This window comes from Sporosarcina quadrami, from assembly GCF_014836615.1.
In the GTDB taxonomy this organism is placed as follows: domain Bacteria; phylum Bacillota; class Bacilli; order Bacillales_A; family Planococcaceae; genus Sporosarcina; species Sporosarcina quadrami.
This window is the reverse complement of record NZ_JACSQN010000001.1, coordinates 83,051-107,299: the sequence shown is the minus strand read 5'-3', so window position 1 is coordinate 107,299 and position 24,249 is coordinate 83,051. Positions and strand designations below refer to the sequence as shown.

General features: G+C 41.4%; 29 protein-coding genes and 1 other annotated feature. All 29 genes read right to left on the bottom strand.

Annotation, left to right across the window (positions count from 1 at the left end; all coding sequences use genetic code 11):
- Positions 1-2: 2 nt before the first annotated feature.
- The 29 genes from H9649_RS00525 to H9649_RS00385 all read right to left on the bottom strand — a co-directional run bounded on the left by H9649_RS00525 (position 3) and on the right by H9649_RS00385 (position 24,248).
- Positions 3-458, bottom strand: a complete 456-nt coding sequence (locus tag H9649_RS00525; protein ID WP_191692695.1) for an ACT domain-containing protein — start codon at positions 456-458, stop codon at positions 3-5.
- A 38-nt stretch (positions 459-496) separates the two neighbouring features.
- On the bottom strand, positions 497-1,789 hold the full coding sequence (gene obgE / locus H9649_RS00520) for a GTPase ObgE (RefSeq protein WP_191692694.1): 1,293 nt from the start codon (positions 1,787-1,789) through the stop codon (positions 497-499).
- 13 nt (positions 1,790-1,802) lie between these two features.
- Positions 1,803-2,321: a Spo0B domain-containing protein gene (locus H9649_RS00515; protein ID WP_191692693.1), complete on the bottom strand. Its 519-nt coding sequence runs from the start codon at positions 2,319-2,321 to the stop codon at positions 1,803-1,805.
- A gap of 117 nt (positions 2,322-2,438) precedes the next feature.
- The gene (gene rpmA, locus H9649_RS00510; protein WP_191692692.1) at positions 2,439-2,729 is read right to left on the bottom strand and encodes a 50S ribosomal protein L27; all 291 of its coding nucleotides are present in this window, start codon (positions 2,727-2,729) and stop codon (positions 2,439-2,441) included.
- A gap of 12 nt (positions 2,730-2,741) precedes the next feature.
- The gene (locus H9649_RS00505; protein ID WP_191692691.1) at positions 2,742-3,068 is read right to left on the bottom strand and encodes a ribosomal-processing cysteine protease Prp; all 327 of its coding nucleotides are present in this window, start codon (positions 3,066-3,068) and stop codon (positions 2,742-2,744) included.
- A 6-nt stretch (positions 3,069-3,074) separates the two neighbouring features.
- Positions 3,075-3,383, bottom strand: a complete 309-nt coding sequence (rplU, locus tag H9649_RS00500) for a 50S ribosomal protein L21 (protein ID WP_191692690.1) — start codon at positions 3,381-3,383, stop codon at positions 3,075-3,077.
- A gap of 13 nt (positions 3,384-3,396) precedes the next feature.
- Positions 3,397-3,470, bottom strand: a sequence feature (ribosomal protein L21 leader region).
- Between the two features lie 47 nt (positions 3,471-3,517).
- Positions 3,518-4,123 carry a metalloprotease gene (locus H9649_RS00495; RefSeq protein WP_191692689.1) on the bottom strand — a complete coding sequence of 202 codons (606 nt, stop codon included), beginning with the start codon at positions 4,121-4,123 and terminating at the stop codon, positions 3,518-3,520.
- Positions 4,120-4,671, bottom strand: a complete 552-nt coding sequence (locus H9649_RS18010; protein WP_191692688.1) for a peptidoglycan DD-metalloendopeptidase family protein — start codon at positions 4,669-4,671, stop codon at positions 4,120-4,122. The genes H9649_RS00495 and H9649_RS18010 overlap by 4 nt, the downstream gene beginning before the upstream one ends.
- Positions 4,672-4,799: 128 nt before the next feature.
- Entirely contained in the window at positions 4,800-5,597 is a 798-nt protein-coding gene (minD, locus tag H9649_RS00485) for a septum site-determining protein MinD (protein ID WP_191692687.1), read from the bottom strand.
- Between the two features lies 1 nt (position 5,598).
- Positions 5,599-6,270, bottom strand: coding sequence for a septum site-determining protein MinC (gene minC / locus H9649_RS00480; RefSeq protein ID WP_191692686.1), 672 nt, complete (start codon positions 6,268-6,270; stop codon positions 5,599-5,601).
- 23 nt (positions 6,271-6,293) lie between these two features.
- Positions 6,294-6,812, bottom strand: coding sequence for a rod shape-determining protein MreD (gene mreD / locus H9649_RS00475; RefSeq protein ID WP_191692685.1), 519 nt, complete (start codon positions 6,810-6,812; stop codon positions 6,294-6,296).
- Positions 6,809-7,702 carry a rod shape-determining protein MreC gene (gene mreC / locus H9649_RS00470; protein ID WP_191692684.1) on the bottom strand — a complete coding sequence of 298 codons (894 nt, stop codon included), beginning with the start codon at positions 7,700-7,702 and terminating at the stop codon, positions 6,809-6,811. The genes mreD and mreC overlap by 4 nt, the downstream gene beginning before the upstream one ends.
- A 20-nt stretch (positions 7,703-7,722) precedes the next feature.
- Complete coding sequence (locus H9649_RS00465; RefSeq protein WP_191692683.1) at positions 7,723-8,739, bottom strand: rod shape-determining protein; 1,017 nt, start codon at positions 8,737-8,739, stop codon at positions 7,723-7,725.
- Between the two features lie 239 nt (positions 8,740-8,978).
- A complete protein-coding gene (gene radC, locus H9649_RS00460; RefSeq protein ID WP_191692682.1) occupies positions 8,979-9,680 on the bottom strand; it encodes a RadC family protein in 702 nt (233 codons plus the stop codon).
- A complete protein-coding gene (locus H9649_RS00455; RefSeq protein WP_225229591.1) occupies positions 9,670-10,284 on the bottom strand; it encodes a Maf family protein in 615 nt (204 codons plus the stop codon). The genes radC and H9649_RS00455 overlap by 11 nt, the downstream gene beginning before the upstream one ends.
- A gap of 101 nt (positions 10,285-10,385) precedes the next feature.
- Entirely contained in the window at positions 10,386-11,057 is a 672-nt protein-coding gene (locus H9649_RS00450; protein WP_191692680.1) for a hypothetical protein, read from the bottom strand.
- Positions 11,058-11,146: 89 nt separating this feature from the next.
- Entirely contained in the window at positions 11,147-11,902 is a 756-nt protein-coding gene (locus tag H9649_RS00445; RefSeq protein WP_191692679.1) for a prepilin peptidase, read from the bottom strand.
- Positions 11,902-12,582: a pilus assembly protein PilO gene (locus tag H9649_RS00440; RefSeq protein WP_191692678.1), complete on the bottom strand. Its 681-nt coding sequence runs from the start codon at positions 12,580-12,582 to the stop codon at positions 11,902-11,904. The genes H9649_RS00445 and H9649_RS00440 overlap by 1 nt, the downstream gene beginning before the upstream one ends.
- Positions 12,575-13,210: a PilN domain-containing protein gene (locus H9649_RS00435; RefSeq protein WP_191692677.1), complete on the bottom strand. Its 636-nt coding sequence runs from the start codon at positions 13,208-13,210 to the stop codon at positions 12,575-12,577. The genes H9649_RS00440 and H9649_RS00435 overlap by 8 nt, the downstream gene beginning before the upstream one ends.
- A 2-nt stretch (positions 13,211-13,212) precedes the next feature.
- Complete coding sequence (gene pilM / locus H9649_RS00430) at positions 13,213-14,166, bottom strand: type IV pilus biogenesis protein PilM (RefSeq protein ID WP_191692676.1); 954 nt, start codon at positions 14,164-14,166, stop codon at positions 13,213-13,215.
- Between the two features lie 55 nt (positions 14,167-14,221).
- Positions 14,222-14,674: a prepilin-type N-terminal cleavage/methylation domain-containing protein gene (locus H9649_RS00425; protein WP_191692675.1), complete on the bottom strand. Its 453-nt coding sequence runs from the start codon at positions 14,672-14,674 to the stop codon at positions 14,222-14,224.
- Between the two features lie 120 nt (positions 14,675-14,794).
- Entirely contained in the window at positions 14,795-16,006 is a 1,212-nt protein-coding gene (locus H9649_RS00420; protein ID WP_191692674.1) for a type II secretion system F family protein, read from the bottom strand.
- A gap of 2 nt (positions 16,007-16,008) precedes the next feature.
- Complete coding sequence (locus tag H9649_RS00415; RefSeq protein ID WP_191692673.1) at positions 16,009-17,046, bottom strand: type IV pilus twitching motility protein PilT; 1,038 nt, start codon at positions 17,044-17,046, stop codon at positions 16,009-16,011.
- Positions 17,047-17,058: 12 nt separating this feature from the next.
- Positions 17,059-18,717 (bottom strand): GspE/PulE family protein, encoded by a 1,659-nt coding sequence (locus H9649_RS00410; protein WP_191692672.1) that lies wholly within the window; start codon positions 18,715-18,717, stop codon positions 17,059-17,061.
- 18 nt (positions 18,718-18,735) lie between these two features.
- Positions 18,736-20,157 carry a VanW family protein gene (locus tag H9649_RS00405; RefSeq protein ID WP_191692671.1) on the bottom strand — a complete coding sequence of 474 codons (1,422 nt, stop codon included), beginning with the start codon at positions 20,155-20,157 and terminating at the stop codon, positions 18,736-18,738.
- A gap of 25 nt (positions 20,158-20,182) precedes the next feature.
- Entirely contained in the window at positions 20,183-21,415 is a 1,233-nt protein-coding gene (locus tag H9649_RS00400) for a hypothetical protein (RefSeq protein ID WP_191692670.1), read from the bottom strand.
- Between the two features lie 20 nt (positions 21,416-21,435).
- A complete protein-coding gene (locus tag H9649_RS00395; RefSeq protein ID WP_191692669.1) occupies positions 21,436-21,900 on the bottom strand; it encodes a prepilin-type N-terminal cleavage/methylation domain-containing protein in 465 nt (154 codons plus the stop codon).
- A 23-nt stretch (positions 21,901-21,923) separates the two neighbouring features.
- Positions 21,924-22,346, bottom strand: coding sequence for a type IV pilus modification PilV family protein (locus H9649_RS00390; RefSeq protein ID WP_191692668.1), 423 nt, complete (start codon positions 22,344-22,346; stop codon positions 21,924-21,926).
- A gap of 174 nt (positions 22,347-22,520) precedes the next feature.
- Positions 22,521-24,248: a GGDEF domain-containing protein gene (locus tag H9649_RS00385; protein WP_191692667.1), complete on the bottom strand. Its 1,728-nt coding sequence runs from the start codon at positions 24,246-24,248 to the stop codon at positions 22,521-22,523.
- Position 24,249 lies beyond the last annotated feature (1 nt).

Sequence of the window (24,249 nt, the reverse complement as noted above, 5' to 3'; positions counted from 1 at the left end):
TATCAAAGTGCGCCTGAACTAATTAGATGGACGGAATCGATGAAATTCGGAGATTTCAACTTTTGCATGAATTCCTCCATCGAAATTAGCATTTCGGTCACATCAAGTGATAATGTAATATTTGCACGACCTTGGACAGGAATTGTCTGATGGATCGTTAATACATTGCATTTCGCTTCGGATATGAGACGGAGCAATGTTGCGAGTGAGCCTTTGCGGTCTTCAAGCTGTATGAAAATCGTCAATACACGCTCACGTGCAATCGATTCAAAAGGGAAGACGGTATCTTTGTATTTGTAGTAAGCGCTACGGGAGAGCCCAACCCGTTTAGTCGCTTCCTGTATCGTCTTCTCTTCTCCGCTCGCAAGCATCCTCTTCGCTTCAAGCATTTTCTGCATGGATTCCGTAAGCACATCTTCTCGTACAAGATAATACTGCCCTTCCCCCAACGGCTTCATTGAATGCCTCCTAGCTACAATTCATTCTCGACTCGAAATTATTCTATGAATTCGAATTCGAAGTCAAGGATTCGTACAGTGTCTCCGTCTTGTGCACCGCGTTCACGAAGAGCGTCATCGATTCCCATTCCGCGCATCTGACGTGCGAATTTACGGACGGATTGATCGAAGTTAAAGTCGGTCATCTTGAAGAGACGCTCAATCGTATAACCGGAAACAATGAACGCACCATCATCATCACGGCTAATGTTGAAGTCTTCAGGGTCTGCTTCGTGCTTATAAAGTACAGAACGGTTTTCATCTTCTTCCTCAATTTCATGCATCGGGAATTCAGGCGTTGTTTCAAGTAATTCTGCAACTGAAAACAGCAACTGATCGAGTCCTTCACGAGTAAGTGCAGATATCGGGAAGATGAGCGCATTGTCATCATTCAATTTCTTTTTGAATGCCTCTAAGTTCTCTTCAGCATCAGGCATGTCCATTTTGTTAGCAACAATAATTTGCGGACGTTCCATTAAACGGAGATTATACTTTTCCAGTTCTTCATTAATCGTCACAAAATCTTCATACGGATCGCGTCCTTCTACACCGGACATGTCAACAACGTGAATAATAACACGTGTTCTTTCGATATGACGCAAAAACTGATGACCAAGACCAATTCCTTCATGCGCTCCTTCGATTAACCCTGGTAAGTCGGCTAAAACGAACGTATTCCCACCGTCAAGCTCAACCATTCCTAGATTCGGAACAAGTGTCGTGAAGTGGTAATCCGCAATTTTAGGTTTTGCTGCTGAAACGACAGATAGCAAAGTGGATTTTCCGACACTCGGAAAACCGACGAGCCCTGCGTCAGCAAGTACTTTTAGTTCGAGAACGATTTCTCTTTCAACACCTGGTTCTCCCTTTTCCGAAAGTTCCGGTGCTGGGTTTTGTGGTGTTGCGAAACGCGAGTTCCCACGTCCACCACGTCCACCACGAGCGATAACTGCTGTTTGTCCATCTTCGACAAGGTCAGCGATAATGTCACCCGTTTCCACGTCTTTCACTATTGTGCCAGGTGGAACTTTGACGACCATATCTTTTGCACCTTTACCGTGCATATTTTTCGTTGCACCATGCTCACCTCTTGGCGCTTTGAAATGACGTTGGTAACGGAAATCCATTAATGTTCTAAGACCTTCATCCACGATGAAGACGACATCCGCACCCTTTCCACCATCCCCGCCTGAAGGACCGCCATATGCAATATACTTTTCTCTGCGGAATGCGACCATTCCATCGCCGCCGTTACCGCCTTTAACATAAACTTTTACGTGATCGACAAACATTGTTTATTGCCTCCTATTGTCCACTTATTGTGAACGTCCATTGCTCATCTTGCATAATAGTGCTTACTTCAAATCCGTGATCGACATCGTCAATTACAGGATTTCCAGCAAGCAGTCCTTGTATTTTCAATTGAATCGACCATCGTTCTTCAGTCGCTTCAACGACTGTAGAAATTGTATAGTCTTCCATCGGATCCAGCACTTTCTCAATTTCCTGAATCAGTGTTTCAAGATAAGAAGAAACCGCTTTGTCGTCTGCTAACCGCTCACCACTTACAGTCGTACAAGTAAGTGTTTTAGAAAAAGATGGATGTTGCCATTCGAATGTACTGAGCCATACTTCTGTTTCAGGCATCCGTAAATTTTCAAGCCTGGAGAGATGTCGGATACGCTCAGTCGTTTCCAATAAACTGTTTTTCGCATCAGCTGGCTTTCCAAGATCCATATACAGCAGCATTAATTGCAATTCATTTAAAAAATCGTGCCGTGCAAACTTCAATGCTTTGCCAATCGTCAGCTTTTCAGACTCCATACTTTCACCGCCAATGGTTTCATACTATACAGTATAACATTCTGTACTGGTCTTTCGTCAAAAAATAAAAAAAGGACTGCACGGTAAAATGCAGTCCTTCCAAAAATACGTTTAAGCTTAAGCTTCTTGAGCTTCAGGGTATACGCTAACTTTTTTCTTGTCGCGACCAAAACGTTCAAAACGAACGACGCCGTCAACTTTTGCGAAAAGAGTATCGTCACCGCCGCGGCCAACGTTTTCACCTGGGTGAATTTTTGTTCCGCGTTGGCGATAAAGGATAGAGCCGCCTGAAACGAATTGTCCATCAGCGCGCTTTGCGCCAAGACGTTTCGAATGAGAGTCACGACCGTTCTTTGTAGAACCTACCCCTTTTTTCGATGCGAAAAACTGGAGATCCAAACGTAACATAAGTGCCACCTCCTATCGGTTATAGATAAGTTTTATATGTTGCCCGTAATCTTGTTCAATCGTCTGTAATGAAACAATCATTGCCTTCACGATTAACTGGATTTCACTGTCTTTTTCCGTTTCCGGAAAAGCCACTTTCAAATAACCTCCATCTGACCCTTGTTGGATTTCAGGTGTTATATCAGTGAGTGCAATAATTGCATTAACAGCTCCAAAAGAGACTGCTGATGCACCTGCACAGACTAGATCTTTTCCATGTTCTGCGTAATCGGCATGGCCTTTCATCTCAAAAGAGCTAATACGGCCTGTTGGTTGTTCATTAATAATGATTTTGATCATGCCGGCTTACAGGTTGATGCCTTCGATGACAACTTTTGTGTATGGCTGACGATGACCTTGCTTTTTGTGGTAGTTCTTTTTCGGCTTGTATTTGAAAACAGTGATTTTCTTGCCACGGCCATGCTTAACGATTTTACCCGTTACAGAAGCACCTTCCACGAATGGAACGCCGACTTTCACGTCTTCTCCACCAACGAATAGAACTTTGTCAAATGTTACAGTTTCTTCAGCTTCACCAAGAACTTTCTCGATGTAAACCTCTTGACCTGCTTCAACTTTGATTTGTTTCCCACCAGTTTCAATGATTGCGTACATACTTGCACCTCCTCTATAGACTCAGACTCGCCTTCATAGGTGATCCATACGGATGCTTGTACCCAATCAGTGCGGTTGTAGCACGGGTGCTACAAACAATAACATTAAAATATTACCATGCACAGCGTTTCACGTCAACTGTTTTCTTTCAACTGTTCAAATGCTTTTTCGTATTTCCTGAACTTGAAAGTTGTAATGTTTTGTATAAGAAGGAATAAAGCCAATGCTATGAAAAGCAACGTGCTCGGTATCCAATCTATCATCACAATAATAGCAACCGTTAAAAACACGATTGAAAAGATGAGATATGAAGTACGCACCTCAAATTTATTCTTTTCCGTTTCGATAAATGCACAAAGTGCTTGTCCGCCGTCAAGCGGTATAATAGGCAACAAATTCACTAGCAGAATGACGATTTGAATCTTCACGAGTTGTTCGTTGCCGGGAAAATTGAGGACTATGGAACAGAGAAGAACGATGAAAGTTGCGGCTGGACCACCTAATGCGACAAAGATCTTTTGTTTTTTTGCGTATTGAAACTTGCCAGGTATATGCAATTCTCCCCCATAGGGCATGATTGTACACATACGCACTTTCATTCCGCTCAAATAAGCAGCAAGGATATGCCCCGCTTCATGGAGCAGTAAGGAGAGGAAAACAAGTGCGTAAAATGACAACCCTCCTGTCAACATAAGTGCCAGGAAAAATGGTGCCAAAACTGGATGGAGACGAAGCTTCATTGTTTAGTATCCGAAAAATACGTCGCCAATACCGACGCTTCAAGGACAATTCCTTCTCGTTTCACTTTCAGATAGATCGCCTCTTCATTCATTAAAGCGAGCGTGTCCCCTTTTTTCACAGTCGAATAGGGCAATTTCTTAAATGAACCGACAAACCCATATGTCACTTCATCTCCATCATCATAGAGCACAGTTACCGTCTTACCCGATTGTCTTGTAGATCCTGTAAAAACGACGAGTCCATCCCCTTGAGCAGTGATTGGCATTGCGTTCATATAAGAGACTATTACTCCATCTTTGTAAGGCTGCATCGACTCATACAAAGCAAACGGTATATCTTCTTCAGAACTTGCGGATACAGCAATTGTATCTTCGTTTGAGTCACCAATAATTGAGGAGACCCACTTCTTCATGACGATAAAATCTTTTCCAGTTGTCACGTATTGAGTGATTGGTTTTGATACGACTCCCATTTCCTCCATCTTTGCATACGTGAACACACCGATTGCCATTAAGACGGCAATGATCCATTTTGTTTTCCATTTCACCCCGCCACACCACCTTTTTCACAGTATATGACGAGTGTACTATGAATATTATGGGCAAACGCTTGAATACGTACCAAAGTTTACGCATTAAAAAATCCCTGACGAAGACGTCAGAGACTACTTTTCATTTATTTTGTAAATAGTGTTTTCAACTTACCGAAGAATCCTGATTTTCCTTCATTAAGGGACATTAAAGGAACGGATTCACCGAGAATTCTCCGAGCGATGTTACGGTAACCGATGGCAGCCGGGTTGGACGGATCCATAACGACAGGCTCCCCTTTGTTTGAAGAAGAGATAACACTTTCATCGTCAAGTACGATACCAAGCAAATCGATGGATAAATGCGTTGTAATGTCATTCACATCAAGTGCATCACCACTGTTCACGAGACGGGTTTTAATACGGTTAATAATGAGTTTCGGCGGTTCAATATCTTCCTGCTCAAGCAAGCCGATAATCCGATCCGCATCCCGTACAGCTGAAATCTCGGGCGTCGTTACGACAATTGCACGATCCGCACCTGCTACCGCGTTTTTAAAGCCCTGTTCAATTCCGGCAGGACAATCTATGAGAATATAATCATAGTCACGCTTCAGCTCAGTGATGAGTTCTTTCATCTCTTCCGGCTGCACAGCGTTTTTATCAGTTGTCTGTGCTGCTGGAAGTAGAAACAAGCGATCTTCAAAACGTTTGTCTTTCACTAATGCCTGATGGACTTTACATCGTCCTGAAATGACATCGACCAAATCGTAAATGATTCGGTTTTCAAGACCCAAAATGACATCGAGATTTCGTAGACCAATATCCGTATCCACAAGACATACTTTTTTTCCTTGCAGAGCCAATGCAGTACCAAGATTTGCTGAGGTAGTCGTTTTGCCGACTCCTCCTTTTCCAGACGTTATGACAATTGCTTCTCCCACACTAGCTCCCTCCTTTAAATGTTGACAGATTAGGCCGGAGAATCCGAAGCTCCTGCAGTCGGTCGATGGCGATGAACCCGTTCGGATGGATATATGCACATTCCATTTCAGGTTGTTCTGACAGTATCGTCAGTTCATCTGTCATCGTTTCCAACTTGTCCGCTATCATCAGATGCGTAGCTTCAAGCCACGAAGCAGCAATTACAGCTTCTTCATTACCTGTAGCACCCGCATGTGCGATCCCTTTCAATCTTCCTAATACGTAAATACTGCCAGCTGCGACAACCCGTCCATTCGGATTGACATCACCAATTACGACAAGATCTCCTTCAGCTTCCACAACTTGTCCAGAGCGGACAATACCGATAAACGTTTCAGATTGGTTCTCTAACACTTTTCGGTTGCTCTCTTCGATGGAAATGACTTCACTTTGAATTCTTGCTACTCGTAAATGGGGTGATTCATGTACAATATTCATTATTTCTTTTAGTTCTTCTTCATTACAATAGCGATTACCAGTGTGAATCCTCACTTCGGCTAGCCCTTCCAGACTATTTTCACTGACTTTATTGCGGAGTTCTGCAATCATGTCCGAGTAAGCGCATTTGTCGTCCAGTCGGAGGACAAGACCTTCTTTTGTCCCTTTTATCGTAACATAGTGCTGTTTCGTCATTTGCGTCCCTCACAGTTTCTTGTTTATATACCGGCTAATTGCTCGCCGCTCTTATCAAAAAGTTGCTTGAACAGGTAACCGAACATCCCGACGAAAATTGAATTGGCAATTAGCGTTGGCAGCAACCGGCTCGAAAGAAAATCGTCGAACCCAATAGTCGTCAAAGAAATCAGACTCGCAAAAAGATAGGAGAATATTTCCACCAATGCAATCATGACAATCGATAAAGCCATAACTGTCAAAATGTGCCGGTGGACCTGACGGATAATAAATGCGGTAAGATAGCAGATTACCGGATATAAAAATGTATATACTCCAATAATATCAATGTGATACATATCATACAAGAGGCCAAAGACGATTCCGTAGATGATTGCTTGTTTTCGACTGTAATAAACAGTGATGAAAATCAAAAAGACAATAACAAGACGAGGTACGAGCGTATACTCATTTTGCCCGATTGTCACTGGCGAGAATAAGCTGAAAACAGGTTCCAGGTAAAATAGGACGACGGCAATAAGAGGGATTATGAATCTACTCACGATTCATCCTCCCCTTCATCGCTGGACGAATCTTTGCCATCCGTCCCGTCATTCGTTTTGGATAATCTATTTGCAACCATTACATGATCAAGCATTGAGAAATTCGCAGCTGGCCGTATATATGCTAGCTTCGTTAATCCGAAATCGTCCGTAGACACTTTCGTCACTTCTCCAATTAAAAGTCCTTTCGGGAAAATGCCCCCTAGACCTGACGATTCGACTTTTTGGCCTTCCTTAATATCAAAGTTCGAATCGATCCGTTTCATAATCAATTCGTCACGCTCAGCGTCATACCCTTCAATTAAACCGAATACCGGTTTCTCCCCAGGTATAACAGCCGCGACTCTGAAGTTCGGATTTTCAGTAGTCAGAAGTTCAACGGTCGATTTGAACTTCGCTTCGAGCACCACTTTTCCAATCAGTCCATTCGCAGTAATGACAGCCATATTCATACGTACGCCGTGTTCGGTTCCTTTATCAATGATCACTTTTTCTTCCCATTGATCAGGATTCCGGGATATGACAGTTGCTTGAATCGGCTCGTAGTCACGCAAACTTTCTTGCTTGCCGATAATATCTCTGAGCTTTTTGTTGTCAGCTTTTATATCGACAAGTTCTGATTGGGTGGATGCGTATTCTTGCAATCTCGCTTTCAAATGCTTGTTTTCTTCGTATGTATTCAAAATTCCATCGATTTTGGACAACGTGCCTGTAAGGAAATGCGTCGGTTTGGAAAACAGTGTCTGTCCAAATCCGACTACATCTTTTACAAGCTGTTCTGGAAGGGTGGCATTTTGCCTGTCCCGAAGAGAGAAGGAAATCAATGCCACAAGCACGATTACGCCTACAAGCAATAAAATCAATCGTTTATTCGAAAAAAAACGTGGCATTGCCAAAATCCTCCCTCAGATTACCGAACTTGCATCTTTTTAATGACTTCAAAATTATCAAGTGCTTTCCCAGTACCGATCGCTACACAATCCAATGGATCTTCAGCGATGAACACAGGCATATTTGTTTCATCAGAAATTACTTTATCAAGATTTGCAAGCAATGCACCACCGCCTGTCAGGACGATTCCACGCTCCATAACGTCAGCAGACAATTCAGGAGGAGTTGCTTCCAATGTCTTTTTAACACCTTCAATAATCTGAAGAATGGATTCGCGTAGTGCTTCCACGATTTCGTCAGATGAAATTTCAAGTGTTTTCGGCAGACCCGTCAACAAGTCACGACCGCGGATTTCCATCTTTTCTGCTTTGTTCATAACTCTTGCAGATCCAATTTCAATTTTGATCGCTTCTGCAGTACGTTCACCGATCGTCAAATTATACACTTTACGGATATAGCTAATGATTGCGCCATCCATTGAATCGCCACCAATACGGATCGATTCACTTGTAACGATACCTCCAAGAGAAATGACCGCAACTTCAGTCGTTCCTCCACCTATATCGACGACCATACTACCAGTAGGTTCCCAAACAGGTAAGTTTGCACCGATCGCAGCCGCAAATGGCTCTTCAATCGTATATGCATCTTTCGCGCCAGCTTGTTTAGCAGCATCTGTAACAGCACGCTGTTCGACAGAAGTGATACCAAAAGGAACACAAATCATAACGTTCGGCTTTTTCCAAGAGCTACCCGCAGCCTTTGTCGCTTCACGCATATAATGTTCGATCATTGCAGTTGTAATTTCAAAGTCCGCAATGACGCCGTCTTTCATCGGACGCGTCGCCACGATGGATCCAGGCGTACGACCAATCATATTTTTAGCAGCTGAACCAACAGCTACGATTTCATTTGTAATTATATTTTTCGCTACAACGGAAGGTTCCCGTAGGACGATCCCTTTTCCTTTAATAAACACTAATGTATTTGCTGTGCCGAGATCGATCCCGACATCTCTTGATCCTAATCCAAACAAATTTGTTCTTCCTTTCTATTCGACCGTCCAAAAATGGTCTTCTTCAAATCATAAACCATATTATAACGGATAGAAGGACAAATTCACAGTGTCAATAGCTACACTGACAATTTTGTTGCTATAGCCATTCTCCCTATACGTCTCTTATACTAGTAGCCGAATCCCATTAACTATAGGGATTCGGCTGTTTTATTCTATATGGCAAGGCAAAAGCAATCGACCAAAATAGGAGGTATTTGCTAATTCATATATCCTTTTTCCTTAAGACTTATGAATTTATGATCCCCGATAATGATATGGTCGAGCAAATCGATGCCGATAATCGAACCAGCTTCAACGAGACGCTTCGTCACTTCAATATCTTCAGGAGATGGCGCGGGATTTCCGGAGGGGTGATTGTGCGCGACGATTATAGAGGCAGCAGACCGTTTGACGGCTTCACGGTAGATTTCGCGCGGATGTACAATCGATGAATTCAAGCTGCCGATGAAGACGGTATGCTTATGTAACACTTCGTTTTTCACATTTAAAAACATGACTACAAAATGTTCTTGCAAAAGCGAAGTCATATCTGTCATTAAATAAGCTGCAGCGTCTTCAGGTGAGCGGATGACGTATTTCCCTTCGGAGTGTTTGCGGTATACCCGCTTTCCTAATTCAGCTGCAGCAAGTATTTGCACCGCCTTCGCTCGACCGATACCTTTCACAGACGTAATCTCTTCCACTGTCGCATCTTTCAAATCCTGTATTTTATCGAATGACTTTATGACACGGTTTGCAAGCATGAGAACAGACTCATTCTTCGTTCCTGTGCGCAACAGTATAGCAATTAGTTCCTGATTCGATAAACTCTCTGCACCTTGCAAAATGAGTCGTTCACGGGGTCTGTCCGATACGTGCACATCGCGGATCATCATTTGCCCTTTCACCTCAACTGTCATCGGCAAGTTCACCACCGATCAGTTCAATGAACCCTTCGTCACGCATGACCTCAACGAGCTTTGACAGTGGTAAACCGACGACATTTAAGTAATCGCCATCGATTTTCTCCACTAATAACGCTCCAGCCGTTTGAATGCCGTATCCTCCAGCCTTGTCCATCGGATCTCCCGAATTGACATACGCTTTTATCAACTGCTTATCCAGCGGCTTGAATGTCACTCTCGTTTCTTCGGAAAAGACGACCGTCCGACCACGATACTGCAAACAGACACCCGTATAAACAGAATGCGTATTACCTGCAAATGTCTCCAGGAAATTTACCGCTTCTTCTGGCGTAGCTGGTTTCGGATAAACTTCACCGTTATAGACAACTATTGTGTCCGCTGCGATAACAAGTGATTCCTGCGCAGTTTTAGACACGGCATCCCCTTTGCGCTCAGCTAACAGTTGAACATATCCCTGAAAATCACTATCCGTAAAATTAACGTGTTCATCCACATTACTTGGATTAATTTCAAATTGAATGCCAAGTGATTCTAGCAGTTCTTTCCTTCTCGGCGAACCGGAAGCTAAAATAATTGGAATATATGAAGCGAATTTCAATTGACTACCTCCTTCTTTTCTTATCAATATCATACGTCAGAAGATAGCAGTTGAAAATTTTCTCGTTAGGCAAAAAATTTCAGATTGACGACAAACAGCACTTAAAATCCAATTTTGACACATCCGTCTTTATTCGTATAATGCGATAGAAGTTTCAATCGGACAATCGTCAAATCAGACGTAAACGCCGTCACAGCAATGATATGCTTCCGGAATTCAGCTGCCTTCGCGTCTTCCGAATCACCTGCTCCTTCAACGGTCAAAGTTTTAATTTGCGATAGCGCTGTTTCAGTAAGTGTTTTTCTCAATTTACCTGCCCCTACAGCCGAGCACGCTGATGTATCCGCATTAAAAGGCTTGCGGAAAGTCCCTTCTGCCTCACTCACTTCAAATTCACTTCCATCTAGCCCGACAGCACTCCAAACATAAAACTGCCCTTGCGATTCAATGACGGACGCTTTTGAAAGATTAGGATCTTCCGCTATGAACAGTGCAGCGGATTCCGCAGAAGAAAAGACACCATGTTGTTTCGCAAACAGTTTCAAAGGCGGTTCCGTTCCTATAGCAACATCAGGGCCAGAAGTCGGCGTTGTTTCACCTGGTTTTTCTACAGGCTTAGTAACGACTTCATTGTCAGCCGCCTGCTGTTTACTCTTACTACTCGTCCCAACAATGATGAATCCAACAATCGCAACAGCCGCAATGCCAATAATGACACCATGAATCATTGCAGCGAGAACTGTCACTTTCGAATACTTTTTCTTGAAATTCAAAGTAGTCCACCCCATTTTTAGTAACCGTACCAAACGGGACATGAAAAAGGACAAGACCTTTGTCGTCTTGTCCTAAAATATTTATCGACTTAAATGAACAAATGCTGGTACCAGTCGACAAAGTCCGCCCCATAGAAGTACGCGATAATGGCAGCGAGTGCGATCGACGGTCCGAACGGTACAGGTGTCTTCCTCCCTTTGCCGGTTTTCTTCAATATATAAATACCGGCAATCGAGCCGATGACCGACGCAAGAAACAGCGTCAACAATGTATTAGCCGTACCGAGGACAAGACCGATGACAAAGAATAATTTAATGTCTCCGCCACCCATGCCACCTTTCGACACAACCGCAATTAGAAACAGCACACCGAACCCGACGACTGCCCCAAGCAGGCTATCCCACCACGGAGAGAGGGGTATGACGAGACGCAATACTAAAAGCGTGATTGCAAACGGCAATAGCACTTTGTCAGGGATTAGCATGTAGGCAATATCTGAAACAGTAATGATAACGAGCATGGAAATGAAGAGAATGGCGATCAGTAATTCCAAGCTGAAACCTAGTTGGTAATAAGCAAACGCGAAAAGTGTTCCAGTCAGGAATTCCATAATCGGATAGACTGGACTGATTTTCGTTCCGCAAGTACGGCATTTTCCCTTGAGGAAGATGTATGAAAAGACCGGAATGAGATCTTTCGAACCGAGTTTGCGGTCACAGTTCGTGCAATGTGACGGTGGTGAAACGATGGATTCCTTTTTAGGCACTCGTAAACCGACAACGTTGAAGAACGAGCCGAAAATGATGCCGTAGAGGAAGAATAGGACTAACCAGACGATTTCCATTATTCCTCACCCGACCCGTTACTTTGATTGAATGGCGTAGGATCTGATTTATTCGCTGAAGGCGGTGCGTCCACTTTCGGTGCATCATCTAGTAGTCCCGGTAGATCATTGCGGTAGAACGCATGGAACGTTACAGTCAGTTCCTGCATGTCACCTTCATCATCAGTAGTGCGAATTTCTTCAGGTGCCGTAAATTCAATTTCATTAATCACGAATATCCGTTCCATCGACTCGATTTCTTCTATGAAACGGTCAACATTAGCGTAATCAGTTGCAAGCAAATGAACTTCAGCAATAATCGCTTGCACATTTTGCACATCTTCAGGCGGTGTTTCGATCAGCGCTTCTTCAAAGGAAAAATTCACTTCTTGCACATATGTATCAGACTTCACTTCAGCTTCCTGCACTTGAAGAAGAATGAGATCTTCCAGTGGGACGACAGGCAATTGTTGCTGCAAGATTCTAGAATTAGTCGTCTGATTAGGTACCTGTTGCGCCTGCTGACGTTGCAAAGCGAACAATATATCCCGTTCATTCGATAATGATTGCAATGCCCGTTCATTCATATCTTTAGCGGGTGCATAAATTTTAAAATACGAATACAGCGCGAGCGACAACAAGAAGATGACGGATAATACAACGAGCGCAACATCTTTTTGTCGTTTTGACAGATTACTCATCGGCATCATCCTCCTCTTGTTGAACGTCAACTTCAACTTCAACATCTACGTTGTCTTCAATTTCCACGACAGCGTTTCTTTCATCGAGGAACTCCACTTGATAGACGGCTTCAAAACGAGGAAGGACTTGCTCCCCTTGTTCATCATCCAACTGTTCAGCAACAATAGACTCAATCGTTGCGGCAGTTACGAAAGGCGAAGATTTCATTCGCGTCAAATAATGGGCAGCATCTTTTTTCTCATCGAACTGCACAGTCACTTGAGCCGAATGTGGTGCCGCAAATTCAAACGAAACAAAGAACCCGCGATTAGGTAATAAAGCGATCAGTTCCTGCAATAATGGAAGCGTCTCATAACGATACGATTGCGCCCATTCTACAGTTGCTTCCAATTGTTGCAACTCACTAGATGTCGTCGTCGGTTGCAGCTCTTCACGAAGGGCTTCTTGGCTTACATGTAATGAAGCAACCTGCGTTTCCAAATGAACGGTCTTCTTCGTCAAGTGATTGGAATACAGAAAAAGAACTGCCCAAAAAAGAATAGCCACACTTAAAATAGCGAGTGCAGCGATAAGAAGCGTCGACCGCTCCCTCTCCTTTTCGGGCAGTAAGTTAATATCTACTAACATCGTCACACCTCTTTCAATGCCAATCCAATCGTCCGGTTAAAACGTGCAGACAAAATATCGCCATCCGGAAGTCGCAGAGGTTCTTTCAGCAAGCGATCTGCATGGATGGAAAACCGTGTGCGAACCATATTCAATAAATCATCCATCAGCTCATACTCGCCATTGACGAGGACATGCGTAATCGATGCTGCACCATTATGTAAGTTATAGCGATAAAAGTTCATCAATTTTTCAAGTTCCAAAGCAATCGACGTCGGTGAAACGGAATGTGGATCGAGTGCGCCATCCGCAACAATTGAAATATCCGCAGACTGATCTAAATCGACCGGACGCATGAATAACGGGTAATGCTCGTGGAAAATGGAAACCGTCATGACGCCGCCTCTCAAATCGGCAAGCAGAACATGCTCTTGACCAGAGAACTCATACATCTTATGCGCCAGACGATAAAGCGCCAATGGCCCAATATCTGCAACTGTCGGATCTAATTTCACCGTTTTCAGCACATCTTCATATTGATCGAGAATGCTTTCTTTAGATGCAATGAGAATCGCTTCATTTGCTTCATTATTGAATGTACAAGGAACGACATCAAAAACCGGATCATCGAACGGCAGATAGATGGTCGAACCGATTTCAATGAAGAAATGCCCTTTCAACTCATCAGGCCGCACGTCTTGCGGGTAAGCAACCTTCCGGATTAACACATATGTATCAGGCGCAAGAAATTGGACATCGCGTTTGGCGATGCCCCATTCCTTTACTGCGCCCTCTAAAATCATGACTAAGTTTTCGGAGTCAATGATCTTTCCTTCGACGATTGTGTTTGGAGGAAGTATGATTGCTTCCGCACGTTCAATTTGGAGAGGGTCAGATGATTTCAACCGGACATAACGGACGGCGTCTTGTTCAATTGTAAGAGTGGCCGGCTGTTTGCGGCGGTTGAATAGTTGCATATTATTGACTCCTTCTTTTTAAAAGCTTCTAGAAGAATAAATGTTTGTTCACTAATTAAGGAGTGGGAGTGGGAGTGCCAGTGACAGTTTTAGAATTGCCGCTTTTATTTATTGATTCTATTGTTGCATTTGTAAAGCTAACAGCTTCTTCAGCTTTATCGCCATATTTTGCAGTTGCAGTAATACTTGTTTTTTTATCTTCTTTTGCTTTTGTCACTAAACCATTTTCCGTTTGCAATTTACCCAAATCTGTCATATAGCCATCTTTTTTCAAATCAGTAAGTGAAACATTATCTTTTGTATCATTTTCAACAAAGTATAATTCTGCTGCAGCTATTGCATTTAAAGCGTCTGCTTTAGTTGCTTTAATTCTTTGGTTTTCTATTAAACTCCCAATAGACGGCACTGCAATCGCAGCAATAATTCCTAAAATAACAATTACCGCTAATAGCTCGACTAATGTCAAACCCTTTTCATTCTTCAATCTTTTCTGTAGCCACTTTTTCATATAAATTCCTCCTCATTGTATCGTACTTATTCTTACAAGTTAAGCATACCAAACTACTAATCAAAATGAAACTATCAACCTATAATTCTATTAAATTATTTTGCTTTTCGACAGTTTTCGTTACAAATTGTCTATTTCGGAGAATAAGCTAAACATCGGCAATAGGATAGAAAGTACTATAGTACCTACCAAGCCAGCTAATAAGATGATCATGATTGGCTCTATCAATGCTTTTAATCGATCTGTCGAAGCTTCCACTTCTTTCTCGTAGAAGTCCGCCACTTTCCCGAGCATTGCATCGAGCGATCCTGTTTGCTCCCCGATTGCAATCATGTGGGGGATTAATGGCGGGAAAGCCCAATGATTCATCATTGGTTCTGTGAGCGAGCCACCACGTTCCAGTGATCGTCTTGATTCACCGACGACTCTGGAAACGACTTCGTTTTCCACAATCTTCTCAGTCATTGATAGCGCCTGCAAAATCGGAACTGAGCTTGCGAATAACGAGCTAAGTGTCCTTGTGAGCGTAGCTAAAGCTGATTTCTTCATCATGTCACCGAAAATCGGAAGGCGTAACAGCAATGAATCAAGAATGTATTTTCCTTCTTTATTCGTGTACATCATCCAGAAGCCGATAACTACTGCAGCAATCGCCAAGATTATTACGTACCAGTATGCAACCATGAATTCACTTGCTTTTAAGACGAATTGTGTCAGTAACGGTAATTCTCCGCCTATGCTTGCAAATAAGTCGACGAACATCGGGACGACGAATGATAGTAAGAATATGACTACTCCAATGGCGACAACTCCAACGACAAGGGGGTATGACATTGCCGAAATTACTTTTTGTCGTGTTAAATGCGCCTTCTCATAATGGTCTGCGAGCCGATCGAGTGAATCATCCACCGTACCGGACATTTCCCCCGCTTTGATCATGTTGATAACGAGCGGTTCGAATGCTTTCGGATGCTTCATTAATGCTTCAGACAACGCACCGCCTCCGCGCAAGTCATCCCCGATCGAGATGAGGATTTTTTGGAAAGGTTTCGACTCTACTTGTAAAGACAATATTTTAATAGACTCTACTATTGTCACGCCTGCACGCAACAACGTAGAAAACTGACGTAAAAACATGATGAAATGCGCGCGTTTTATCGGCTTGCCGAGATGGATCTCTTTTGTCAGCACCGTTTCAGCTTGTTCGTTCAAGTCTGTCACTCGTATGCCCTGTTTTTTCAGTTTCAACGCTGCTTCGCGTTTATTTCCAGCAACTATGACGCCCGTTCGCACTGATTTCGCATCGCGGCCGCTATATTTAAATCGAGCCATCGTCAATCATCACCTTCGAGGTATGGCATGGCAGTTTCATACGAAATCATTCCCTGGTCAAGCAATTGTTTCACTGAGGATTCCATCATATGCATACCCATCGCCCGATTCGTCTGGATGACGTTCGGAATTTGGTGCACTTTTTCAGACCGAATGAGATTGGATATGGCAGGATTGTTAATCATCAGTTCTGTTGCGACACGGCGGCCTTGATTGTTCGAGGTTTTGAACAACCGCTGTGATAGGACCGCTGTTAGGACACCCGCCAATTGAACACGTATTTGCGCTTGTTGCCCATGAGGGAACACGTCGATAATACGGTCGATTGTTGAAGCCGCACTCCATGTATGCAATGTAGCGAGCACTAAATGTCCCGTTTCAGCCGCAGTGATCGCCGTCGAAATCGTTTCAAGGTCACGCATTTCCCCGACGAGTATGACGTCAGGATCTTGACGCAACGAAGCACGCAGCCCATCCGCAAATGACTGTGTATCGAATCCGACTTCCCGCTGATCGATGATCGATGAACGATGCGCATGGACATACTCAATCGGGTCTTCCAACGTAATAATATGTTTGCGCATCGTATCGTTCATATACCCGATCATCGATGCAAGAGTCGTAGATTTACCAGAACCCGTAGGACCTGTCACTAAAATTAATCCTTGTGGTGTTTGCGATAGTTGTTTCAATATTTCCGGCACTTGCAAATCATCTATGGAAGGGACATTTGTCGGGATTGTTCTGAATGCCAACGAAACTGACCCCCGCTGTTGGAATGCATTTACCCTGAAACGTGCAATCCCTTTTAATTCATAGGAATAGTCAATCTGCCCCTTAGAAAGAAAATCTGTAAATAACTTCGTCGGAATCGTCAGTTTAGCCGTTTCCTTTGTATAGTCATCATCCAATGCTTGTTCTCCAAAGCGTTTCAAGTCTCCATGAATACGGAATACCGGTGGAACACCTACCGTCAGATGGATATCGGAAGCATTCAGTTCAACTGCTTTACTGAGGATAAAATCAATATGTTCATTCATAAAACCATGCCCCTATTCAATGAGTGCAACTCTGAGCACTTCTTCAGTTGTCGTAATTCCGCGTTTCACTTTCTCCAGTCCATCGTCAATTAAGAAAATCGTTCCGTTACGTGTTGCTATTTCGCGGAGTTTAGCGGGCGTGCTGTGATTATTGATTGCTTCCCGCATTTCATCATTGATGATCAGTACTTCATGAATTGCAACCCTGCCTCTGTAACCTGTCATGTTGCATGAAGCACATCCTGGACCGCGTACGATCGTATCGATTTCCATATGACGCTTTGCGAAAATCTCTTTTTCACGATTGGAAGCAGGCATCGGCTTTCCACAGTCCCGGCAGACGCGGCGGATTAATCGCTGTGCGATGACCGCATTAAGTGATGCTGTCACGAGAAACGGTTCAACTCCCATATCAATGAGGCGTGTAATGGAAGCAACAGCATCATTCGTATGGATCGTGCTCAGGACGAGGTGACCTGTCAATGAAGCACGTATTGCAATTTCAACTGTCTCCCTGTCACGAATTTCCCCTACCATGACGATGTCAGGATCCTGACGCAAAATTGAACGAAGACCATTTGCAAATGTTAATCCGACTGCCGGGTTCACTTGAATCTGATTGACCCCTTCGAGCTGATACTCGACAGGGTCTTCAACAGTAATAATATTGACCGCTTCTTGATTCAATTTATTCAAAGCAGCATAGAGTGTCGATGATTTACCTGAACCCGTCGGACCTGAAATTAAGACAATTCCGTTTGGCCGCTCAATCTCTAAGAGGAATTTCTGTAAGTTCGCTTCACTAAAGCCGAGCTTTGCTAAGTCGTTTAATGAACTACTTAAATCCAATATACGCATGACGATCTTTTCTCCGAACACCGTCGGCAAGCTGGACACACGTAAGTCTATAGGTCTGAAATCGATATTCACTTTAATACGCCCGTCCTGCGGCATACGGCTTTCGGTTATATCTAACCCAGACATGATCTTAATACGCGCAGTTAGCATTGCCTGCATATGCTTCGGCAAATAACGTTCGGTTTTCAGTAAACCATCTACACGGAAGCGAATGACGACTTGATGTTCTTGCGGATCGATATGGATATCACTCGCTTTTTGAGTGATTGCAGAAGATAAAACTTGATTAACAAGACGGACGATCGGTGAATCGAGATCAGTCAGTTCATCTGCTTGATCTTGTTTATCTTCAGGTTGCTCAACTGAAAATTCTTCAAGGAAATCGTCATCATAATACTTGGAAATCGTCTTCAAGATATCATCTTTTGAAGCGATAGCTGTTTCAATATGGAAACCTGTCGACAATCGCAAATCATCAACAGACAGATAGTCCATCGGATCGGACATTGCGACAAACAGCCTGTCCCCTTCTGCTTTCAGTGGAACAATGGAGTTCCGTTTCGCAAACTCTTTCGGTACGATATTAAAGAGTTTAGGGTCAAACGGATATCTATACAAATTGACGTGAGGAATCCCAAGTTGAAACTCCAGTACTTCAATAAGCTGCTGCTCCGTAATATATCCCCGTTGAAGAAGGGAGTCACCAAGCTTCTGATCTCTCGGCTTCTCTTCCAATGCAGTGCTAAGTTGAGCCTCTGTGATTAAACCCGATTCAACGAGTAAATCCCCTAATCTTTTTCGTGTAGTCGCCATTTGCACCCGCCCTTTTTATCACTTACCTGTAATCGGAAGTCCACTCTTGTCGTATTCAAGCTTTCCGCTCTTATCGGCGGAATTGTTAGTTGAAGAAGAAGGTCCATTGTTGTTTCCGCTTCCGGTATTATTGTCAGTATCAGTGTTACCTTGATTTTCACTATTGTTTTGATTCTCTCCAGTGGTTTGATCCTGATTATTATGATCAGTGAGAGTTCCTGTATTTTGATTATCGTTAGTTTGTTCACTGGAATTCGTCTCACTAGAATTATCTGCAGATCCTGACTTCTCTTCTTTTTCTAATGGATGTAACTCTACTTTTGACAAAGGTGCGTAAAAATCTTTTGCGATTCTGATCGAGTCTATCAATTGTCCGTCATGTTTAATAGTTCTATTGACGACAGCACTAATGCCTTCCTTGCCTTCTTTTTTAACGGTAACTTGTCCTTTTGAAACAAAAGCACTGTATTGAACAACAGTCCTTGGTTGAAAAGTTTCCACTTCATTTATGTCCGGCTCATATTCATAGTATAGAGGAATCCCTTCAATCCAGAATTGGATCTCTCCTCCGCTTGAGTCAGTGCGTAAAGTGAACGACGATTTGTTCGGATTTGTAAATCTGAAATCAAGATTAGCAGGGATATCCAAAGTCGCTTCAAATCCTGGTTGAATAGTAGATGATAGAACCGCACTAATATTTCGTTCGTCAATCGTAAAATTTGTTTGCAAGATTGCGCTGTAAACGAGTGAAGCTAGAATTGTGCTTTCTTCATCAGATAAAACACCTATTTCAGTTGAATTTAACAGTTCTGCGAGCGACACCGATTCAAACGCACCGACTGATTTGCCGTCAAGTGCTTTTAGGCCATTTAGGAATGCAGTTGAAATGCCATCCATTGAATAGATCGATGATGCTATTTTTTCAACAGGTATTGCATTCGAATTTAAATAATCTGTTACATGAATATTTCGTGGCATAATTCCAGTTTCAAGCTCTTCTTCCGTTCCCGCTGCAATCGCGTCAATCGATTCATCCGATAATGTCAGGAAAGGTAATTCCTGACGCAGGACGGTTGTTAGCCCTTCACGAGATACGTGGACGATGATTGGATTATCTTCACCTGATTGAGCTGATGCGATTGTTGCGTCAATGTCGAATGAGAAAACTTCAGTTGGAACTTCGAAGTGGTGATCTTGGTAGTGATAGTTCACTTCGATGTTGGATTGTAATTCTGTGAAATCGCTAGCTAGTTTTGACTTGGCGTTTTTGGATTTAGTGTTTGATATGTTGAATGGTCCTACGTATGTGTGATCGTTGAATTTCTTTGAGCCGATTGTGAAGAAATCGGCTGCGGATACTCCTGAAGAGATTAGGAGAGAGGCCAACAACAAAATTGATGAAAATGTTGCAGTAATTACTATTTTTAAATTATTATTCAACTCAATAACCCCTTATTTTTTTGGTTTAATATCGAGTATCGATTTCTTTCAAACCCCATATTACTGAATTCCCTTCTGATGAGCAGACAGTTAATAACTCTTCAAAACTATTTACCCATTTAACATATTTCACTTTAGATGGTTCATCAGAAAACTCAACATGACTATCTCGAATCATATATAATTCTCCATTTATATCAACATCATCTTTGGCCGTTAAGTTACCACCCACACATACCTTCGAATTCGATTTTATTTCGAAATCATCTTTCACAGTTAGATTACCCACTACAAACAAGTTCGATTTATTCTTTAATTCAAGTTCATCGTCAACATTTAAATCTCCACCAACATAGAAGTTACTCTTTATCATTTTCACTCCATCATAAGCATCCACTTTTCCTTTTACGTATAAACTGCTATCATTTTTCAAATCTATCTCATCATGAGATGTCATTGACTCACCTACATAAACATGAGATTTATTAAGATCAAAATCATCTCTGATAGTTAAAGATTTATCAACTTTTAAATAAGAGTCATTCTTCATTTCTAGTTCATCAACGTCAGCATTTCCTTTAATAAGTATACTTGTACCTTTCTTTAAATCTACATCATCAGCTTCAATAATGTCAGATGCAAAATAGCATTTTTTTCCTGAGTTTTTCGAGAGTTTGTTATTACATAAATAATTACCTGTCGGTGGGAATGTTTTTTCAAAGATAATTGTATTGGATTGTCCAGGTTTTTTTTTATCCTCTGGTATATAAGGGGGAATAAAAAAAGTGAATGTATAGTCTATTGAACTTTCTTTACTTTTCGAGTTGTTAAATCCAGTTACTTTTCCTTCAATAATTAATTCTCCTTTATTTTTTCCAACCGTCACTCTTTCGTTCGAACCCTGAAATAAATAAGAATTAACTTCTCGTTCTTTTTCACTTTTCCCCAACGCTTTAATGAAATCATTTCTCATAACATTAATAACTTCTTCCCTTGCCTCCTCGTATTTATTTTCTTTTGCAGTTGAAATCTTTTTATACATTTCTTCTTTTTTTTCAAAGAATGCGTTCATGTAAATGGTTTTAAAGTAATCAACACCCATTTCAGCAGTAGCAACTACTAAATGATTCTGATCCACTTCATTTTCTTGTTTAGCATTAGTTATTGAGATGCGCATAAAAACGGCTGATATAATCGTTATGAATACAATTAGAAATAAAACAATTAATAATGCATATCCCTTGTCGTTCTTTATCATTTTCAGTTCACCTCTCAAATCTAACTATCCTCGTACCTAAATATTAGAGATTTTATATCCACTTTAAGTGAAGGATTACTATTTAACGAAACAGTTACAGTTAATGGATATTTAGCGTTATATAGACTTTCTGATTCATCATTCACATTTCTTTTAGTATAAATTTTCCCACTCTCGCTTAGTTTAATAGCAAAAGGATAACTGTTGTATATAGATATATTTTTATTGTTTATGCAATCTTTAATTATCCATTCTTCATCGACTTCGTTTTCTATAATTTCATAGCATGAATATTGCCTATGTATACGTTGTATATCTGTAATGATGTAATTTGCCTCTTGTTGCATTTGTGTTTTCTTCGATTCGGCAATATTATATTTCATACTTATCATTATAGTAGTGGATATTAACACAATAATTAAAGATGATAAGAGAAGAGTCACCAACACTTCTACTAAGGTCATACCTCTTTCTTTCCACAACATTTAATCATCCCTACTTTCAGTGTTTAACCTTCCACATATCCAAAAGTCTCGCTTATGATTATCTTTTCTTTATTAGGGTTTTTTATTTTAATATGTATTTGAAATAGCGTAATTTGACCAGCACTAGTATTATCTGGTTTGAGATCAGGATTCATTATGTAATCTATTTCAACTATGTACCCCTCCACATTAGGTTTAATTATTGTGCAAATATCACTTTTTTCTTTACTACATATTGATGGTAGTCCGTTTTCTTTAGCGGAATCCAATTCTTTCCTCGCCAAATTCATCGTCTCCAACTTACTATAAGTCTTCTCATTAAACTTAGTCATCTGCGGAAAAATCGTCATAAACCCTACAAACACAATTCCCAAAATAACAAGGGCAGCTAAGATTTCCACGAGCATTAAGCCTCGTTCATTCGATAATATTGCTCTTCGCTTCATGGTTTCGCCACCTTCCGACAAAATTGAATTCATTAATGTAATGTATTGCATTGTTTACTATTACAAATCTATCATTCTTGTTACTAACAGCATACAAAACTTATTGAAACTTATCAACTAGGGAATAAAGATAGTAATATTTTCACACAAAAAAGACCGTTTCGACAACGGTCTTTAGATTTCAACATTTATGTCATTTTCTATTCCGTACATTCCAATACGATTTCTACCTGCTCGTTTGCCGCCGATGTAAAGTGCTCTATCGGCGTTACGCATTAAGTTTTTTGTGTCGTTGGCGTCTTCAGGTAATGAGGCTACGCCCGCACTTATCGTAATATGCACTTCGACTTCTTCCCTGGCGGTTGAGAGATCTCTAATGATTTTAAAAAGAGAATCGTCAATTTCTTGACGGATTGTTTCTGCCAATTGATAGGCATTCTCTTTGTCTGCATTCGGTAAGAGCAGCACGAATTCTTCCCCACCATAGCGCGCCAATGTCATATCTGCCTGAATGTATTTGCGTAGCAAATTTGCAAATGCACGAAGGATATCATTACCGCTCTGATGGCCGTACGTATCGTTAATAGATTTAAAGTGATCGATGTCTAGTATGATGGCTGACAATGAATGAATTTCACTTGTGTGATACCTGATCATTTCTTCATCCAATTTACGTTCTAAATATCTGTAATTGTTTAATCCGGTTAAGCCGCAACGTTCACTTTTTTCCACAGTCTTTTCATAGTACTTCGCTTTATCAATGGAAGCTGTTACATAGCCTGTAAGCAACTCCGCCATTTTCTCATGTAAATCCGTAAACACATATTTCTTGCTCGATGTTAGCAACAAGAATCCTTCTGTTTTCAAGCCTCTTTTTAGTGGAGCCGTCATGACCGATTGGATGTTTTCCGAAAAGCCATATCTCTCTAGCTTGTCTATGCTTTTTCTGTTCGGATATATTTTTACTTCATTATAGTCAATACCATCACTATCTTTTATCTTATCGGAGCAAGAGAACAATTTCGCTTCTTTTAAATTATGCCCGCTTTCGACTATTCGTAACATCATCAGTTTGTCTCCATGCAAGTCTACAATATAAGCATTTTCGTATGGTATGACTGTTTGCAACTGCGAAAGGAATGTATCGAGCACGTCGGATACGAGTAAATTGCCCGCCAGTTTATGGCCGATCTCAGAACTTGATGTGAGAACTTCATTCAAACCTTCTGATTTAATATAGTTTTTCGCGATAAGTAACAGCAATATGCATGGAATTCCAATTAACAGTAACGACTTGCTGTGTAAAGTTTCGCTTAAGAAGCAGAGTGCAATTGCAAACGGCAATAATAAAAGGGTTAACACATAATCTTTTACAGCTGAGTCAAAAAACTTGATGACTTTATGTCCGATGACTTTGAAGTTTAAATACAGTAGGACATTATTCACAATTGCATAGGTGGATGCGTAGATGAAGCCCAATATAGTTAGTTTCACTACAGATTGTTCCATGAGTGAACCGCCTAATGCATAGTAAATTGATCCGCTAATTAAGGAAACCAGCAGAAAAATCATTGAATTTGTAGTAAATCTCATTAATTTGGATGTTGAGGATTTATCCGAAAATAATACTATGAATATACCGATTTGAACAAAAATCATTTCTATTAATAATCCATAATGAAAAAACACATAAAAAAGAACCCAGCGCTCCAATGTAATGGATACACTATCCATCCTTAATGGCAACATCATCAAAATGACGAGGATGATCAGGTGTATGGTCGTATCATAATAGTTCAGTTCACCAATCGGAAAATTCCGGTAGCCAATGTATATAGAAGTTGGGAAAAGCAAAAACCATAAACTTAAGAACACTCTCTTTTGCATCGAATTATAGAGCATT